At 70.9% G+C, this 15635-nt stretch carries 15 protein-coding genes; 12 read left to right on the top strand and 3 right to left on the bottom strand.

What is annotated here, in order from left to right; translation table 11 throughout:
• Positions 1 to 55 precede the first annotated feature (55 nt).
• Both HF576_RS09255 and paaZ read left to right on the top strand, forming a co-directional pair.
• Complete coding sequence (locus HF576_RS09255; RefSeq protein WP_240948796.1) at positions 56 to 838, top strand: enoyl-CoA hydratase/isomerase family protein; 783 nt, start codon at positions 56 to 58, stop codon at positions 836 to 838.
• Positions 835 to 2946, top strand: coding sequence for a phenylacetic acid degradation bifunctional protein PaaZ (gene paaZ / locus HF576_RS09250; protein ID WP_168912505.1), 2112 nt, complete (start codon positions 835 to 837; stop codon positions 2944 to 2946). Before HF576_RS09255 ends, paaZ begins: the two co-directional genes overlap by 4 nt.
• Before the next feature lie 141 nt (positions 2947 to 3087).
• Here paaZ and HF576_RS09245 read toward each other — a convergent pair whose 3' ends face one another.
• Entirely contained in the window at positions 3088 to 3714 is a 627-nt protein-coding gene (locus HF576_RS09245) for a TetR/AcrR family transcriptional regulator (RefSeq protein WP_168912504.1), read from the bottom strand.
• Positions 3715 to 3768: 54 nt separating this feature from the next.
• Between HF576_RS09245 and paaA the strand changes: the two genes are divergently transcribed.
• From paaA to HF576_RS09215, 6 genes are read left to right on the top strand one after another with little or no spacing between them, the layout of a single operon-like run.
• Complete coding sequence (gene paaA / locus HF576_RS09240; RefSeq protein ID WP_168912503.1) at positions 3769 to 4737, top strand: 1,2-phenylacetyl-CoA epoxidase subunit PaaA; 969 nt, start codon at positions 3769 to 3771, stop codon at positions 4735 to 4737.
• Complete coding sequence (gene paaB / locus HF576_RS09235) at positions 4734 to 5039, top strand: 1,2-phenylacetyl-CoA epoxidase subunit PaaB (RefSeq protein ID WP_168912502.1); 306 nt, start codon at positions 4734 to 4736, stop codon at positions 5037 to 5039. Before paaA ends, paaB begins: the two co-directional genes overlap by 4 nt.
• Before the next feature lie 7 nt (positions 5040 to 5046).
• Positions 5047 to 5868: a 1,2-phenylacetyl-CoA epoxidase subunit PaaC gene (gene paaC, locus HF576_RS09230; RefSeq protein WP_168912501.1), complete on the top strand. Its 822-nt coding sequence runs from the start codon at positions 5047 to 5049 to the stop codon at positions 5866 to 5868.
• A gap of 11 nt (positions 5869 to 5879) precedes the next feature.
• Positions 5880 to 6380, top strand: a complete 501-nt coding sequence (paaD, locus tag HF576_RS09225; protein ID WP_168912777.1) for a 1,2-phenylacetyl-CoA epoxidase subunit PaaD — start codon at positions 5880 to 5882, stop codon at positions 6378 to 6380.
• A complete protein-coding gene (paaE, locus tag HF576_RS09220; RefSeq protein ID WP_168912500.1) occupies positions 6380 to 7543 on the top strand; it encodes a 1,2-phenylacetyl-CoA epoxidase subunit PaaE in 1164 nt (387 codons plus the stop codon). Before paaD ends, paaE begins: the two co-directional genes overlap by 1 nt.
• A 21-nt stretch (positions 7544 to 7564) precedes the next feature.
• Entirely contained in the window at positions 7565 to 8326 is a 762-nt protein-coding gene (locus HF576_RS09215) for an enoyl-CoA hydratase-related protein (RefSeq protein WP_168912499.1), read from the top strand.
• A gap of 22 nt (positions 8327 to 8348) precedes the next feature.
• Here the strand turns inward: HF576_RS09215 and HF576_RS09210 are convergent, their stop codons facing one another.
• Positions 8349 to 10001 carry a thiamine pyrophosphate-binding protein gene (locus tag HF576_RS09210; protein WP_168912498.1) on the bottom strand — a complete coding sequence of 551 codons (1653 nt, stop codon included), beginning with the start codon at positions 9999 to 10001 and terminating at the stop codon, positions 8349 to 8351.
• Positions 10002 to 10145: 144 nt separating this feature from the next.
• On the opposite strand from HF576_RS09210, the gene HF576_RS09205 reads away from it, so the two are divergent.
• The gene (locus HF576_RS09205; RefSeq protein WP_168912497.1) at positions 10146 to 10457 is read left to right on the top strand and encodes a hypothetical protein; all 312 of its coding nucleotides are present in this window, start codon (positions 10146 to 10148) and stop codon (positions 10455 to 10457) included.
• Here HF576_RS09205 and HF576_RS09200 read toward each other — a convergent pair.
• Complete coding sequence (locus HF576_RS09200) at positions 10454 to 11170, bottom strand: IclR family transcriptional regulator (protein ID WP_168912496.1); 717 nt, start codon at positions 11168 to 11170, stop codon at positions 10454 to 10456. The two genes, HF576_RS09205 and HF576_RS09200, sit on opposite strands and share 4 nt — an antisense overlap.
• Positions 11171 to 11340: 170 nt before the next feature.
• On the opposite strand from HF576_RS09200, the gene HF576_RS09195 reads away from it, so the two are divergent.
• The 3 genes from HF576_RS09195 (at position 11341) to HF576_RS09185 (ending at position 15599) form a co-directional block, all read left to right on the top strand.
• The gene (locus tag HF576_RS09195) at positions 11341 to 13254 is read left to right on the top strand and encodes an FAD-binding monooxygenase (protein ID WP_168912776.1); all 1914 of its coding nucleotides are present in this window, start codon (positions 11341 to 11343) and stop codon (positions 13252 to 13254) included.
• Positions 13255 to 13471: 217 nt separating this feature from the next.
• On the top strand, positions 13472 to 14983 hold the full coding sequence (locus HF576_RS09190; RefSeq protein WP_168912495.1) for an NAD-dependent succinate-semialdehyde dehydrogenase: 1512 nt from the start codon (positions 13472 to 13474) through the stop codon (positions 14981 to 14983).
• 46 nt (positions 14984 to 15029) lie between these two features.
• Entirely contained in the window at positions 15030 to 15599 is a 570-nt protein-coding gene (locus HF576_RS09185) for a DUF6578 domain-containing protein (RefSeq protein ID WP_168912494.1), read from the top strand.
• The last annotated feature ends 36 nt before the right edge of the window (positions 15600 to 15635 follow it).

Below are 15635 nucleotides of genomic sequence, written 5' to 3'. Positions count from 1 at the left end.
TTGAGCCGTCCGCGGTGCTGTGCGATCATCGTACAGAACGAGCGTTCAGTAATCCATGGCGCTCGCGGTCGACGATGACGAACGGATGCCGATGCCGACGATCCTGCGCGAGAACCGGGCCGACCGGGTCTGGGTGCGGCTGCACCGCCCCGACGCGCGCAACGCGATCGACAAGGCCATGGTCGACGAGCTGCACGGCGTGTGCGACGAGCTCGAGCGCGATCCCCGCATCCTGCTGATCGCCGGTGGCGACGGCGTCTTCGCGGGCGGCGCCGACATCGCAGAGCTGCGCGACCGCACCCCCGCCGACGCGCTCGAGGGCATCAACTCGCGCCTGTTCGACCGCATCGCCCGGCTGCCCATGCCGGTGATCGCCGCCGTCGACGGGTGGGCTCTCGGGGGCGGCGCCGAGCTCGCGTACGCCGCCGACCTCCGGATCGCGAGCGATCGGGCGCGCTTCGGCAGCCCGGAGCCGTCGCTGGGCATCGTGCCCGCCGCCGGTGCGACGTGGCGGCTGCCCCGGCTCGTGGGCGAGCCTCTCGCCAAGGAGATGCTGCTCGCCGGTCGCGTCATCGGCGCCGACGAGGCCCTCGCCGCAGGGCTCGTCACCGCAGTGCATCCGCCCGCCACGCTCGACGCCGCGGCCGATGCGCTGGCCGATCGCATCGCGGCGCGGGATCCGCTCGCGATCCGGCACACGAAGCGCCTGATCGACGACCCCACCGACGACCCGCGGGCCGCCGCCGACGCCGCGCAGGCGGAGTGCTTCGGCTCGCCCGCCAAACACGAGCGCATGACCGCATGGCTCGACCAGCGGCTGGAGAGGAAGAACGCATGACCCTCGAAACCCCCATCGGCGCCGACACTCCCGCGCCCGAGTCCGCGACCACCGAGACCGGGGAGCACGGCGCCGAGACGCCGCTGCTCGAGTCGTACATCGCCGGCGCGTGGCGGGTGCCCGATGCGACCCGCACGACCCTCCTCCAGGACGCCTCCACAGGGGCTCCCGTCGCACGCATGGGCGGCGCGCCGGACCTCGCTGCCGCCGTCGAGCATGCACGCACGATGGGCCAGGCATCCCTCGGGGATCTGCCGTTCCACCGCCGCGCCCTCATCCTCAAGGCGCTCGCCCAGGCCCTCACCGCGGCGAAAGACGACCTCTACGCCATCAGCGCGCAGACCGGAGCGACGGCGCGCGACAGCGTGGTCGACGTCGACGGCGGCATCGGCGTGCTCTTCACCTACGCCTCGAAGGGCCGGCGGGAGCTTCCCAACGCCACGACGCTCGTCGACGGCGCCCCCGAGGGACTCGCGCGCGACGGAAGCTTCGGCGGTCAGCACCTGTGGTCCCGCCTGCCCGGCGTCGCGTTCCAGGTCAACGCCTTCAACTTCCCGGTGTGGGGCATGCTCGAGAAGTTCGCCCCCGCCTTCCTGGCCGGCGTTCCCACGATCGTCAAGCCGGCGACGCCGACGGCCTACCTCACCGAGGCGGCGGTGCGGGTCATGGTCGACTCCGGTCTGCTGCCCGAGGGGTCACTGCAGCTCGCGATCGGATCCGCGCACGGGTTCCTCGACCTCCTCGACGCTGGGGACGCGGTCGGCTTCACGGGGTCGGCATCGACGGGACGGATGCTGCGGCGCGACGACGCCGTCGTGGTCCGGGGTGTGTCGCTCACCACCGAGGCCGACTCCGTCAACGCCGCGATCCTCGGCTCCGACGCGGTACGCGGCACGGCCGAGTTCGACGCCTTCGTGGCCTCCGTCGTGACGGAGATGACCGCCAAGGCCGGGCAGAAGTGCACGGCGATCCGGCGCGTGCTCGTGCCTGAGGCATCCGTCGACGATGTCATCGAGGCGGTGCGCGACCGACTCGCCGCGAAGGTCGTGCTGGGCGACCCGCGTGCCGAGGGCGTGACGATGGGGCCGCTCGCGAGCCTCGCGCAGCGGGATGAGGTGCGGGCGCGCGTCATGGACCTCGTGGCGGGCGGTGGCGAGATCGTGGTGGGTTCGCTCGACGAGCCCGAAGTCGCCGGCGCCGGTGCCGGCGAGGGGGCTTTCGTGTCGCCGATCCTGCTGCGGTTCCGGGATGCCTCGGCCCCGGCGGTCCACGACATCGAAGCGTTCGGACCCGTCGCGTCGGTGCTCGGCTATCGTGACCTCGACGACGCGGTGCGACTGGCGAACCTGGGCGGCGGGTCGCTGGTGGCGACCGTGTGCTCGGCCGATCCGGACGTGGTCGGCACGCTCGTCGCGGGCATCTCGCCGTGGCACGGACGCGTGCTCGTGCTCGACGGCTCGGTCGCGCGCACGTCGACCGGCCACGGCTCGCCGGTGCCGCACCTCGTGCACGGCGGTCCGGGGCGCGCCGGCGGCGGCGAGGAGCTCGGCGGCATGCGGTCGGTGCTGCACTACATGCGGCGCACGGCTCTGCAGGGCTCGCCCGAGGTGCTCACGCGGCTGACCGGACAATGGCGCGCAGGGGCGACGACGAATGACGGCATCCATCCCTTCCGCAAGCCGCTCGCCCGGCTGCGCGTGGGCGATCGTGTGGTCTCGCCGCCGCGGTCAGTGGCCCTCGACGACATCGAGCACTTCGCCGAGTTCACGGGCGACACGTTCTACGCCCACATGGACGAGGAGGCCGCGGCGGCCAATCCGTTCTTCCCCGGACGCGTGGCCCACGGCTACCTGCTGCTGTCGTGGGCCGCGGGGTTGTTCGTCGACCCCGATCCTGGTCCGGTGCTCGCCAACTACGGTCTCGAGAACCTGCGGTTCGTGACGCCCGTGTCACCCGGCGACGAGGTGCGCGTGACGCTCACCGCCAAGCAGATCAGCCCCCGCGAGAGCGAGGAGTACGGCGAGGTGCGCTGGGACGCCGTGCTGGTGAACCAGCGCGACGAGGTCGTGGCGACCTACGACGTGCTGACCCTCGTCGCCAAGGAGTAGCGCCGCCCGTCGTCCTCGGTTGCGAAAACACCAGTCGGTCACGGCGACGCGCCGGCGAAGGTCCCCACGCCCCGGCGTGTCGGGTGACGGGCTGGTGTTTTCGCGACCTGGTGCGGGGTTCGGGCGCGGAGCGCGGGGAGATCAGCGGGCGCGGAGGCCGTCGAGGGCGACAGAGACGGTGGCGTCGGCGAGGGCCGCGGCATCCAGCGGCCCGCCGGGGCGGTACCACTCGACGATCGAGTTGATCATGCCGAACAGCAGGCGCGAGGTCGTGCCGGGGTCGAGGTCGGCGCGCAGGGAGCCCTCCGCGTGCGCGGCCTCGACCAGCTGCGACACGCGATGGTCGAACTCGCGGCGCCGGCGCAGCGCGTCGCGCTCGATGTCGGTGTTGCCGCGCACACGCAGCAGGAGCGTGACGTAGGGCAGCTCCTCGACGAGCACGCGCACGGCCCCGCGCAGCACGAACTCCAGGTGGTCGGCGGCGTCGCCGGGAACGGATGCTTCGAGCACCGCCTCGAGCTCGCCCAAGGCGCGGTCGAGCGCTCGCTGGAGGAGCTCCTCCTTGCCGCTCACGTGGTAGTAGAGCGCGGACTTGCTGGTGCCGAGGCGCTCGGCGAGCACGCTGATCGAGGTGGCTTCATAGCCCCGCTCGTTGAACGTCGCGACGGCGATGTCGAGCACGGTGTCGAGGTCGTACGGCGCGCGGTCGGTGCGGCCGTTCCCTTTTCGGAACGTCGCGGCATCGGCTGCGGCCGTGTTGCCCGTCATGGAACGCAAGAGTAGCATTACTGAACGAACGGTAAGTAGCGCAAGGAGGCGCGCATGACCACGGCGACACCAGCCCGCGAACTCGACGAGGCCGGCCCCGCGCGTTTCGAGGAGCTCATCGCGGCCGACCAGAAGGTCGAGCCCGCCGATTGGATGCCCGACGCCTATCGGCGCACGCTGGTGCGGCAGATCTCGCAGCACGCGCACTCCGAGATCATCGGCATGCAGCCCGAGGGCAACTGGATCACGCGCGCACCGAGCCTGCAGCGCAAGGCGATCCTGATGGCGAAGGTGCAGGACGAGGCCGGTCACGGGCTGTACCTCTACTCGGCCGCGCAGACTCTCGGCACGCCGCGCGAGGAGATGTACGAGCAGCTGCTCACCGGCAAGGCCAAGTACTCGTCGATCTTCAACTACCTCACGCCGACGTGGGCGGACATGGGCTCGATCGGATGGCTGGTCGACGGCGCCGCGATCTGCAACCAGGTGCCGCTGTGCCGCGCGTCGTACGGTCCGTATGCCCGTGCGATGGTCCGCATCTGCAAGGAGGAGTCGTTCCACCAGCGGCAAGGGTTCGAGATCCTGCTGGCCCTCATGAACGGCACCCAAGCCCAGCGCGTGATGGCCCAGGAATCCGTCAACCGCTGGTACGCGCCGGCCCTCATGATGTTCGGGCCTCCCGACGACGCCTCGCCGAACTCTGCGCAGTCGATGGCGTGGAACATCAAGCGCTTCTCCAACGACGACCTGCGCCAGCGGTTCGTCGACATGATCGTGCCCCAGGCCGAGATCCTCGGTGTGACCCTGCCCGACCCCGACCTGCGCTGGAACGAGGAGCGCGGGCACTGGGACTACGGCGATCTGGACTGGGACGAGTTCCGCGAAGTCCTGGCCGGCCGCGGCCAGGCGAACAGCATCCGCATCGCCAAGCGCCGCCGCGCGCACGAGGACGGAGCGTGGGTCCGCGAGGCCGCCCGTGCCTACGCCGAGAAGCAGCAGGCTCGAGAGAAGGTGGCGTCATGAGCGCGCCCGGCGCCGGCGCGGCCGAGACCTGGCCGCTGTGGGAGGTGTTCGTGCGTTCGTCGCGCGGACTCTCGCACGTTCACGCGGGGTCGCTGCACGCGCCCGACGCGCAGCTCGCGCTGCACAACGCGCGCGACCTGTACACGCGACGGGGCGAGGGGGTCTCGATCTGGGTCGTTCCGTCGACCGCGATCGCAGCATCCGATCCCGACGCCCGCGGAGCGTTCTTCGAGTCGCCGCAGGGCAAGGACTACCGTTACCCGACCGCGTACACGGCCTCGGCCGACGTGCCGCACCTGTGAGGCCCCGATGACCGACCGCCTTTCTCTGCTGCAGTCGAACAGTTCGACCGAAACGCCCGCTGCTCCTGCGCAACCGGCAGCGGATGCCGTCGCACGCTACGCGCTGGGGCTCGGCGACGACGCTCTCGTGCTGGCGCAGCGCCTCGGCGAATGGATCTCGAACGCGCCAGAACTCGAGGAGGACGTCGCACTCGGCAACATCGGGCTGGACCTGCTCGGTCACGCGCGTGGCTTCCTCGCCTACGCCGGCTCGGCGTGGGGCAAGACGGAGGACGACCTGGCGTACTTCCGCGATGAGCCGGAGTTCCGCAGTCGTTGGCTGTTCGAGCTGCCGAACGGGCAGAGCGGGCTCGACTTCGGTTTCACGATCCTGCGGCAGCTCGTCGCGTCGCTGTACTTCGGCGCGCTGTACCGGCGCCTCGCGGCCTCGGCCGACCCGTCGCTCGCCGCCATCGCCGCCAAGGCCGTCAAAGAGGTGGCCTACCACGCAGAGCACGCGACGCTGTGGACTCTGCGCCTGGGCCTCGGCACCGATGAGTCCCACGGCCGCATGACCCGCGCGCTCGCGGACCTCTGGCCGTTCGTCGGCGAGTTGTTCGACGCGGATCCGGCGACCGCGGGCCTGGACGGCATCGCGGTCTCGCCCGAATCCCTGCGCGACGAGGTTCTCGCGGGCGCGACGGCCGTGCTCGAGGATGCGGGCCTCGCGGCTCCGCAGGTGCCGTTCGCCCGCGGCGGCGGCCGCGAAGGGTGGCATTCCGAGCAGTTCGGCCGGCTCCTCGGCGAGATGCAGGTTCTCGCCCGCGCACATCCGGGGGCGACGTGGTGAACGCGCTCGAGATGCAGGCACGCCCGCGTCCCGCCGAGCCTGAGTTGGCGGACGTGTGGGATGCCGCGGCCACCGTCGTCGACCCCGAACTGCCGGTGCTGACCATCGAAGACCTCGGAATGCTCCGCCGCGTGCGCCTCGACGGCGACGTCGCGGTGGTGCAGATCACCCCGACGTACTCGGGGTGCCCCGCCGTCGACGCGCTGCGCGCCGACATCGTCGCCGCACTCGCGGCCCGGGGCCGGGACGCCCGGGTCGAGGTCACGCTGAGCCCCGCGTGGACGACCGACTGGATGAGCGCGGAAGGCCGCCGCAAGCTCGAGGAGTTCGGGATCGCGCCGCCCCGGCCGCGCGGCGCGGACGGCATCGTGGCACTGGGTCTCGGCATCCGGTGCCCGCAATGCGGGTCGCTGCACACCCGGGAGCTCTCGCGCTACGGATCCACCTCGTGCAAGGCGCTGTGGCAGTGCCAGTCGTGCGGTGAGCCGTTCGACCGTTTCAAGGAGCTGTGATGACGGCCGCGACCACCTCTCCGACCGCCGTGAGCGCGCCTGCCGAGACAGCGCCGTCCGCAGGCCGGCGCCGGGCCGTCTTCCATCCGCTGACGGTGGAGTCGGTGCGCCCGCTCACGGCCGACTCGATCGAGGTCGGCTTCGCCGTTCCGGCCGAGCTCGCCGAAGCGTTCGACTACCGACCCGGCCAGCACATCGCGTTGCGCATGACGCTCGACGGCGCCGAGGTGCGGCGCAGCTACTCGCTCTGCCGCGCGCCCGCCGGCACCGGCGCGCCGGGCACCCTCAGCGTCGCGATCAAGCGCGAGCGCGGCGGCGCGTTCTCGACGTGGGCCCTCGAACACCTCACGGCCGGCGACGTCATCGAGGTGATGAGCCCCGACGGTCACTTCACCCCGCACGGCCGTTACGACCGCCCTGCGCGGTTCGCTGCGATCGCGGCCGGCTCGGGGATCACGCCGATCATGGCGCTCATCGAGCACCACCTGGGCGAGCGCCCCGATGACACGTTCGACCTGGTCTACTCCAATCGCACCGCTGTGGATGCGATGTTCATCGACGAGCTCGCCGACCTCAAGGATCGCTACCCCGCGCGGCTCGCCCTGCACCACGTGCTCACGCGGGAGCGCCGTCCTGCCGATCTCTTCTCGGGCCGCCTGGACGAGAAGCGCCTCGAGGCCCTGCTGACGCGGGTGCTGCGGCCCGAGACGGTCGACGAGTGGTTCCTGTGCGGGCCGTTCGAGCTGGTCGAGCGGGCGCGGGCGGTGCTGCTGCGGCTCGGGGTCGAGGCCTCCGCGATCCGCGTCGAGCTGTTCTCGACCGGTCGCGACGAGCACGCGGGACCGAAACCGCCGCCCGTCGAGGTCACCCCCGGCGAGCCGGTGCGCACGATCTCGTTCCGCCTGGACGGCACGTCCGGGACGGTGACGACACCGGTGTCGGCGAGTGAGACGATCCTCGCTGCGGCCCTGCGCACCCGCGGGGACGTGCCGTTCGCCTGCGCGGGCGGTGTGTGCGGCACGTGTCGCGCCGTCCTGCGCCAGGGCACGGTCGACATGGCGCAGAATCATGCGCTCGAACCCGATGAGCTCGAGCGCGGCCTCATCCTCACCTGCCAGTCCGTGCCGACCAGCGACGCCGTCAGCGTCGACTGGGATGCGTGACGCGTCGAAAGGACCTCCGCCGTGATCGACCTCGCCATCGACGACGCTGTCGCCGAGATCACCCTGAACGCGCCTGAGAAGCTCAACGCCCTCTCGCTCGACGCGCTGCAGGAGATGGATGCCGCGTACGCCGAGGCCGAGGCATCCGGGGTCCGCGCACTCGTGCTGCGCGGCGAGGGCCGCGCGTTCTGCGCCGGGCGCGACATCGCCGGCGTCGACCCCGACTCCGACGACGTTCCGGGATACCTCGGCGCCGTCGAGCGGCTCATGCGTCGCATCGCCGGCTTTCCGGCGCCGACGTTCGCGGCCGTTCACGGTGCTTGTCTCGGTGTGGGGCTCGGGCTCGCGATCGCGACCGACGTCGTGTACGTCGCCGACAACGCGAAGGTGGGATCGCCGTTCGCCCATCTCGGGGCGCTGCTGGACTCCGGCGGCCACGCGCTGCTGTACGAGCGGCTGGGTGCCCACCGCGCGCTCGACCTCATCTACACCGGCGACCTCCTGAGTGGCGCGGACGCCGTCGCCGCGGGGCTGTTCAGCCGGGCGATGCCCGCGGACGAGCTGCTGGATTTCGCACGCGAGCGTGCCCGGCGCGCGGCATCCGGCCCCACCGCGGCGTTCCTCGCGTCGAAACGCCTCATCGGGCGCATGCGCGACGAAAGGCTGTGGGATGCCGTGGCCGAGGAGTCCCGCGGGCAGGAGGCGCTGCGCACCACCGCCGACTACCGCGAGGGCTTCGCCGCGTTCCAGCAGAAGCGACCGCCCGCGTTCCGCGGGGAGTGACCGAGGGCCTGCGCAGGCGGCCTCAGCTGTTCACCCGGATGATCTCCTGCTGATAGGGCGCGACGACAGCCGCCGAGATGCGGCAGTCGAGCAGGAGGAACCGACGGGATGCCGCGGGCTCGGCCGCCCACGTCCCGAGACGGTCGAGATCGTCCAGCGTGCGCACCACGACGCCTTCGGCACCGACGCCCGCCGCGAGCGCGGCGAAGTCCACCTCGGGGATGAGCATGGGCTCTTCGGCGAGACCCTTGAGTCCGTACAGGTGGACCTCGGCGCCGTAGGCCCGGTCGTTCCACACCACGGCGACTCCGCGGCCGCCGGCGACCCGCACCGCCGTCTCGAGGTCGGCGAGTGCCATCAGCCCGCCGCCGTCGCCGGTGGTCAGGACGATCGTCGATCCGGGCTTCGCCAGCGCCGCCCCGGGTACGGAGGGCCAGCCCAGCCCGATCGACTGGAACGCGGTGCCGACCATCATCATGCGGTCGGGCGAGGCGACCGGCCAGTACATGTTCGCCCAGCCGATGAAGTGACCGCCGTCCGAGACGACCACGCGTTCCGCGGGCAGCAGTTCGGCGATGCGGCTCGCGACAGCCCTGGGGTCGAGCCGCCCGTCGGAAGCGACCGCGTCGCCCGATTCGTGACGCCGCGCCTCGGCGATGTCGACCGACTCGCGCCAGTCGCTCGGCTCGGCCGCGATCGCGCGGACCTCGTGCGCGATCGCCTCGGCGACCAGCCGCGCGTCGCCGCGCACGTAGCCCGCGACGTGCGGGTGCGTCGCCGTGGGCGCGACGTCGACCTGGAACACGCGCGTGCCGGGCGCGAACAGGTCACCGAAGCGCATCGTGAACTGATTGAGGGATGCCCCGAACACGACGGCCACGTCGGCCTGGCGAACCAGGCCCATGGCGCCTTCGGCTCCGAACCCTCCCGTGACCCCGAGATCGAACTCGGCCCGCGGGAACACACCGCGCCCCAGCGCAGTCGACGCCGTCAGCGCACCGGTGGCGTCCGCGAGGGCGCCGAGCGCATCGCCGGCACCCGAGATCCAGGCGCCACGACCGGCGAGCAGGAAGGGCCGGCGCGCGCCCGCGAGCGCCTCGGCGATCTCACGCACCGTCGCCTGCGCGAACCCTCCGGTCGGCGCGAGCGGGTCCGGCAGACGCGGCTGCGGCGCCTCGGGCACAGGCCCGGCGTCGCGCGCCGCGACGTCGTAGGGGATCGCGAGCACGGTGGGCAGGCGGTAGGTGAGCGCGTGCTCGATCGCGATGACGGTGGTGGCCGCGGCATCCGCTCGTCCCACGGTGTACGTGCGCGCGCCGACGGCCGAGGCCAGCGCGATCTGGTCGACGTCCCACGGGCGAGGGCCCGACGTCGGCTCGTCGCCCACGACGAGCACGAGCGGCACGTGCGCCTGCACCGCCTCGGCGAGGGCCGTGAGGGTGTTGGTGAAGCCGGCCCCGTAGGTCGCCGTCGCGGCGGCGAGACGCCCGGAGGCGCGATGGAACGCGTCGGCGGCCACGACGCCCCCGGCCTCGTGGCGCACGGCGGTGAAGTGCACGTCCGTCGAGCGCTCGAGCGCATCGAGGAAGTAGGCGTTGCCGTTGCCCATCACGCCGAACACGTGGTCGATGTGGCGCGCGAGGGTGAGGGCGACGTGGGCAGAGACGGTGGGCATGAGCAAACCCCTTGGGAGACGTCAGACGGAGGATGAGGCCGTATGTGTCTCGCGCGTGCGCGCTGCGTGCCCTTTTTTCGAGCACCGGCGGGCGACGATGCCACCGGACGAATCGAGTATAGGACTTCGGCCATGATGGGAGACATGAGGACGATTCAGCTGCGCCGGTACACGCTCGTCGAGGGAGAGTACGACGCCTTCGTCGCGTGGTGGGAAGCCTGGATGCCGAAGGTGCGGCCCGCCGCGGGCTTCGCGATCGATTTCGCGTACGGCATCCGCGAGACCAACGAATTCGTGTGGGCCGTCAGCGCTGAGGGCGACGCCGAGTCCTTCCTCGCCCGCGAGAAGGAGTACCTGGCATCGGATGCCCGGGCCGAGGCGTTCGCCGGAGTTCCGCAGCGCGTGGCAGCCTCCGACACCCGGCTGGTCGAGGACTTCTCGGTCGCGAAGGCCTAACCGCCGAGCGCCTCGCGGATCGCCGCGGCCGAACGGCCGAGCCGGGCGGCGATCTCAGCGTCGTCGTGATGGCTCGCGAGGTACACCACAGCGATCGCAGCGGGTCCCCTGCCGCGCAGTGAGAGCGGCACCGCCACGGCACGCAGGGTGGGGATGACCTCGTCGTGGCTGTCGAACCAGCCGCGGGCCGCGGCATCCGTCACCTCCTCCTTCAGCGATGCCGGCACGTCAGCCGGCCACGAGCCATGCGGGAGCAGGGACAGGATCGCCTTGCCAGGGGCGCCGCGGGTGACCGGATGCCGTGTGCCCGGCCGCTGCGCGACCGAGGCGACCGCATGACGCGGTTCGATCGAGGCGAGAGTGACGCATTCGTCGTGGTCGAGCACCGCGAGGAAGCACGTCATGCCGAGTTCGTTGGCGATCGCGGTGAGCTCGGGCAGCGCCTCGGCCTGCAGATCGTGCGCCACGCCGGCTGCGAGCGCCGCCAGCCGGGAGCCCAGGAGCACGCGTCCGGCGGAGTCGCGCGCGACGAGGCCGTGGTCTTCGAGGGTGCGCAGCAGCCGGTAGGCGACCGAGCGATGCACTGCCAGGCGGGAAGCGACCTCGTCGATCGAGAGCGGTTCGCGTGCGTCGGCGAGCACCTCGAGGATGCGGATGCCACGGCTCAGGGTCTGCGACGCCGGCGCTCCCTCACGAGGCTTCACGTCGATCATGCGGTGGGGTTCCTTCCGGAGACGTTGCTGACGCCTCGCGCCGGCCGAGTATTGCCGGAGCTGGAGGCGTCGTATACGATCTGTTCAGAATAAGAACGATGCGTTCGAATATAGAACACGAACCACTCGGGCACAACCACCTCGACACCGCCGTCGCAGAGGAGACACTCATGCAGTTCCACCACCACGGGTATGTGTCGGGCGAGCCGCGCATCCAGGACGCGGCCGGGACCGGCATCGATCGTCCGGTGGAACTCCCGGACGAGATCGACGTCCTCATCGTCGGCTCGGGTCCGGCCGGCATGCTGCTCGCCGCTCAGCTGTCGCAGTTCCCCGGCGTCACGACCCGGGTCATCGAGCGACGAGACGGCCGGCTCGTGCTCGGCCAGGCCGACGGCATCCAGCCGCGCAGCGTCGAGACGTTCCAGGCCTTCGGCTTCGCCGAGCGAATCATCGCCGAGGCGTACAACATCGCTTACATGAACTTCTGGGGTCCTGACCCCGAGAACCCGCGCAACATCATCCGCACCGCGCGCACCGAGGACTACGCGTTCAAGATCAGCGAGTTCCCGCACCTCATCGTCAACCAGGCGCGCGTGCTCGACTACTTCGCCGAGGCCGCGGCGTACGGGCCCGGCCGGATCACGCCGGACTACGGCGTCGAGTTCGTCGGGCTCACGCTCCAGGACGATGGGGAGTATCCCGTCGAGGTGCGCGTGCGTCACACGGCCGGCGAGCGTGCCGGCCAGGAGCAGACCGTGCGCGCCAGGTACGTCGTCGGCTGCGACGGCGCGCGCAGCGGCGTGCGCGAGGCGATCGGCCGCAAGCACGTGGGGCAGTTCGCCTCCCACGCGTGGGGTGTCATGGATGTGCTGGTCAACACCGACTTTCCCGACTGGCGCACCAAGTGCGCGATCAACTCCGCCGCCGGCAACATCCTCCACATCCCGCGTGAGGGCGGCTACCTCAGCCGCATGTACATCGATCTCGGCGAAGTGCCCGAGAACGACGAGCACCGCGTGCGTCAGACCCCGATCGACGAGATCATCCGCCGGGCCAACGAGATCCTGCATCCGTACACGCTCGACGTGAAGCAGGTGGCATGGCACAGCGTCTACGAGGTCGGGCACCGCGTCACCGACAAGTTCGACGACGTCGACGTGGATCAGGGCCACGATCCTCGCGTCTTCCTGGCGGGCGATGCGTGCCACACGCACAGCGCAAAGGCCGGTCAGGGCATGAACGTCTCGATGCAGGACGGCTTCAACCTGGGCTGGAAGCTCGGGCACGTCCTGTCCGGCCTGAGCCCCGCGACACTGCTGTCGACGTACTCGGCCGAGCGGCAGCCGGTCGCCCAGCAGCTGATCGACTTCGACCGCGAATGGTCGGCGCTGATGGCGCGCAAACCCGAAGAGATCTCCGACCCGCAGGACCTCGCGACGTACTATCTCGCGACGGCCGAGTTCCCGTCCGGATTCATGACGCAGTACGGCCCGTCGATGATCGTGACGGATGCTGCGCACCAGGCGCTCGCGGAGGGCTTCCCGCTGGGCAAGCGCTTCAAGTCGGTCGAGGTGGTGCGCGTGTGCGACGGCAACGTCGTGCACCTGGGGCATCATGCCAAGGCCGACGGGCGGTGGCGCATCTACGCGTTCGCCGATGCCCCGGCTGCGGGGGAGTCGTCGGCGCTGTCACGATGGGCGGAATGGATGCTGTCGGCCGACGCGCCGATCGCACGGTTCACGCCCGCCGGCGCCGACGTCGATGCCGTGTTCGACGTCAAGGCGATCTATCAGCAGCGCTACGAAGACGTCGACATCGCGCAGGTGCCGGAGGTCTTCCTGCCCAAGACCGGACCGCTCGGCCTCACCGATTGGGAGAAGGTCTATGCCGCTGCGCCCAGCGCGTGGAGCGAGGCCGACATCTTCGCGGAGCGCGGGGTCTCGCGCGACGGCGTCGTCGTGGTCGTCCGGCCCGACCAGTACGTCGCCGGCATCTTCCCACTGGCCGCGACCGAGGAGCTGTCGGGCTTCCTCGCACAGACGTTCCTGCTCCAGCACACCTCCGCCGCCGTGGCGGGCTGACCTCGATCCCCGTGTCATGGGTGCGAAAACACCAGCCCGTCACGCGACACGCCGAGCGGTGGCATCCGTCACCGGCGTGTCGGTGTCACCGACTGGTGTTTCCGCACTCGGGTGGTGAGGTACAGCCGGGCGAAAGACGAGCGCGTGCTGTACGCGGAGTACATGTGACTGCGCCGCTTCGGGCGGCAGAATTGGCCGAAAGACAGCGATTGACGGGATGCCGCGGGCCGCGGCATCCGGAACCGACGAGGGAGTCCCCGTGACCGACAACCGTGAGACCGAGCTGCTGGCGTCCGTTCCCGATGGGCTGTTCATCGGCGGAGAATGGCTGCCGGCATCCGGTGGCAAGACGCTCAAGGTGTACGACCCGTCCAATGGCGAGGTCGTGAAAGAGATCGCCAACGCGTCGCCCGAAGACGGCAAGGCTGCGCTCGACGCAGCGGTCGAGGCCTTCCCCGCCTGGGCGGCGACGCCGGCGCGGGAGCGGGCCGAGATCCTGCGGCGTGCGTTCGACCTGCTGCAGGAGCGCAAGGAGGACTTCGCGCTGCTGATGACGATCGAGATGGGCAAGCCGCTGGCTGAGGCGCGGGGCGAGGTCGCGTACGGCGGCGAGTTCCTGCGGTGGTTCAGCGAAGAGACGGCGCGGGTGCAGGGCCGGTACGGCGCGAACCCCGAGGGCACCGGTCGCATGATCGTGTCGCAGCATCCGGTCGGTCCCTGCTTCTTGATCACGCCGTGGAACTTTCCGCTGGCGATGGCGACCCGCAAGATCGCGCCCGCGCTCGCCGCGGGCTGCACGGTGGTCATCAAGCCGGCCGAGCTGACGCCGCTCACGACACTCGCGTTCGCGAAGCTGCTCGAGGACGCGGGGCTGCCCAAGGGCGTGGTGAACGTGTTCACGACGTCGACGTCGGGCGCCGTGTCGGAGCCGATCATCCGCGACCGGCGGCTGCGCAAGCTGTCGTTCACGGGTTCTACTCAGGTCGGGCAGCGACTGCTGGAGCAGGCGGCGCAGGGCGTACTGCGCACCTCGATGGAACTCGGCGGCAACGCCCCGTTCGTGGTGTTCGACGACGCCGACCTCGACAAGGCGGTCGACGGTGCCATGCTGGCGAAGTTCCGCAACATCGGGCAGGCCTGCACGGCCGCGAACCGGTTCATCGTGCAGCGGTCGGTGGCCGATGAGTTCGCCCGCCGGGTCACCGAGCGGGTGAAGGGCATGAAGATCGGCCGTGGGACCGAGGAGGGTGTCGCGATCGGACCGCTCATCGACGATCGTGCGGTCGAGAAGGCGTCGACGCTGGTTCAGGATGCGGTCGCCCGCGGCGCGTCCCTCGCCACCGGCGGCAACGCGCTGGACGGCCCCGGCACGTTCTACGAGCCGACCGTGATCACCGACGTGCAGCCGGGGTCGGACATCCTGCGCGAGGAGATCTTCGGACCGGTTCTCGCGATCATCCCGTTCGACACCGAGGACGACGCCGTGCGCCTCGCCAACGACACCGAGTACGGCCTCGTGTCGTACGTGTTCACCGAGAGCCTCTCGCGCGGTCAGCGCATGATCGAGCGGCTCGAGACCGGCATGATGGGCCTCAACGTCGGTGTCGTCTCGAACGCCGCCGCCCCGTTCGGCGGCTGGAAGATGTCGGGCCTGGGCCGCGAGGGCGGCGCCGAGGGCATCCACGAGTACCTTCAGACGAAGTACACGCTCACCGCGAACCCGTTCTGACGCGACCAAGCCGGGAGGGTGTCCTCGCGCTCGGTAGCGTGAGCACATGACCCGCGTGTGGCTGACGGATTGGGAGTGGGCCTGCTGCGGTGACGCTTTCGTGGTGGGGGATGACGTCGACTTCGGCATCGCGACGCGGGACGTGGCTTCTCGCCTGAGCGAAACGCTCGGTCCGTCGCTCGTCGGCACTGTCGACGCGGTCGAGTCGCACCACGAGGAGGACTTCCCTGATCGGGTGCGCGGGCGCGTGACAGCCATTCACGCGGTCACGCGCGAGTTCGTGGAGCGTCGGTCGCTGCGCCGCCCCGGCCACGGCGCGCCGCTGGACGCGGTCATGCCGCCCGACGGCGAGGAGTGGCCGACGGTGACGCGTGATCTGGGGAACGGGGTCGTCGCGGGGTCGCGCCCGTCCCGATACGTGATCGAGGCCGAGCCGGTGCCGGACTCGGCAGTTCTCGTGCCCGCGGCTGGGGTTCGGCTGCCCCCGGCCGTGCCCGACGAACCTCGGGCGCTCCTCGCCGACCCCGACCCTCCGCTCGAGCGCCGGAGACGCTCATATGCCGGCTGGCTCGTCGATGTGGAGGAGCATCCAGGGACGCGGCAGAACGGTCATTGATTGCCGGATGCCTCCGCCTCGCGCTCTTCGCCAGGG

Source organism: Microbacterium salsuginis, assembly GCF_012524205.1.
Taxonomy (GTDB): domain Bacteria; phylum Actinomycetota; class Actinomycetes; order Actinomycetales; family Microbacteriaceae; genus Microbacterium; species Microbacterium salsuginis.
This window is presented reverse-complemented; position numbering and strand designations above follow the sequence as displayed.

Bases quoted from the DNA above. Each gene is read 5' to 3' on its own strand.
- HF576_RS09255 (WP_240948796.1), top strand. From the start codon at position 56: ATGGCGCTCGCGGTCGACGATGACGAACGGATGCCGATGCCGACGATC.
- paaZ (WP_168912505.1), top strand. From the start codon at position 835: ATGACCCTCGAAACCCCCATCGGCGCCGACACTCCCGCGCCCGAGTCC.
- HF576_RS09245 (WP_168912504.1), bottom strand. From the start codon at position 3,714: ATGACGGGCAACACGGCCGCAGCCGATGCCGCGACGTTCCGAAAAGGG.
- paaA (WP_168912503.1), top strand. From the start codon at position 3,769: ATGACCACGGCGACACCAGCCCGCGAACTCGACGAGGCCGGCCCCGCG.
- paaB (WP_168912502.1), top strand. From the start codon at position 4,734: ATGAGCGCGCCCGGCGCCGGCGCGGCCGAGACCTGGCCGCTGTGGGAG.
- paaC (WP_168912501.1), top strand. From the start codon at position 5,047: ATGACCGACCGCCTTTCTCTGCTGCAGTCGAACAGTTCGACCGAAACG.
- paaD (WP_168912777.1), top strand. From the start codon at position 5,880: ATGCAGGCACGCCCGCGTCCCGCCGAGCCTGAGTTGGCGGACGTGTGG.
- paaE (WP_168912500.1), top strand. From the start codon at position 6,380: ATGACGGCCGCGACCACCTCTCCGACCGCCGTGAGCGCGCCTGCCGAG.
- HF576_RS09210 (WP_168912498.1), bottom strand. From the start codon at position 10,001: ATGCCCACCGTCTCTGCCCACGTCGCCCTCACCCTCGCGCGCCACATC.
- HF576_RS09205 (WP_168912497.1), top strand. From the start codon at position 10,146: ATGAGGACGATTCAGCTGCGCCGGTACACGCTCGTCGAGGGAGAGTAC.
- HF576_RS09200 (WP_168912496.1), bottom strand. From the start codon at position 11,170: ATGATCGACGTGAAGCCTCGTGAGGGAGCGCCGGCGTCGCAGACCCTG.
- HF576_RS09195 (WP_168912776.1), top strand. From the start codon at position 11,341: ATGCAGTTCCACCACCACGGGTATGTGTCGGGCGAGCCGCGCATCCAG.
- HF576_RS09190 (WP_168912495.1), top strand. From the start codon at position 13,472: ATGCCGCGGGCCGCGGCATCCGGAACCGACGAGGGAGTCCCCGTGACC.
- HF576_RS09185 (WP_168912494.1), top strand. From the start codon at position 15,030: ATGACCCGCGTGTGGCTGACGGATTGGGAGTGGGCCTGCTGCGGTGAC.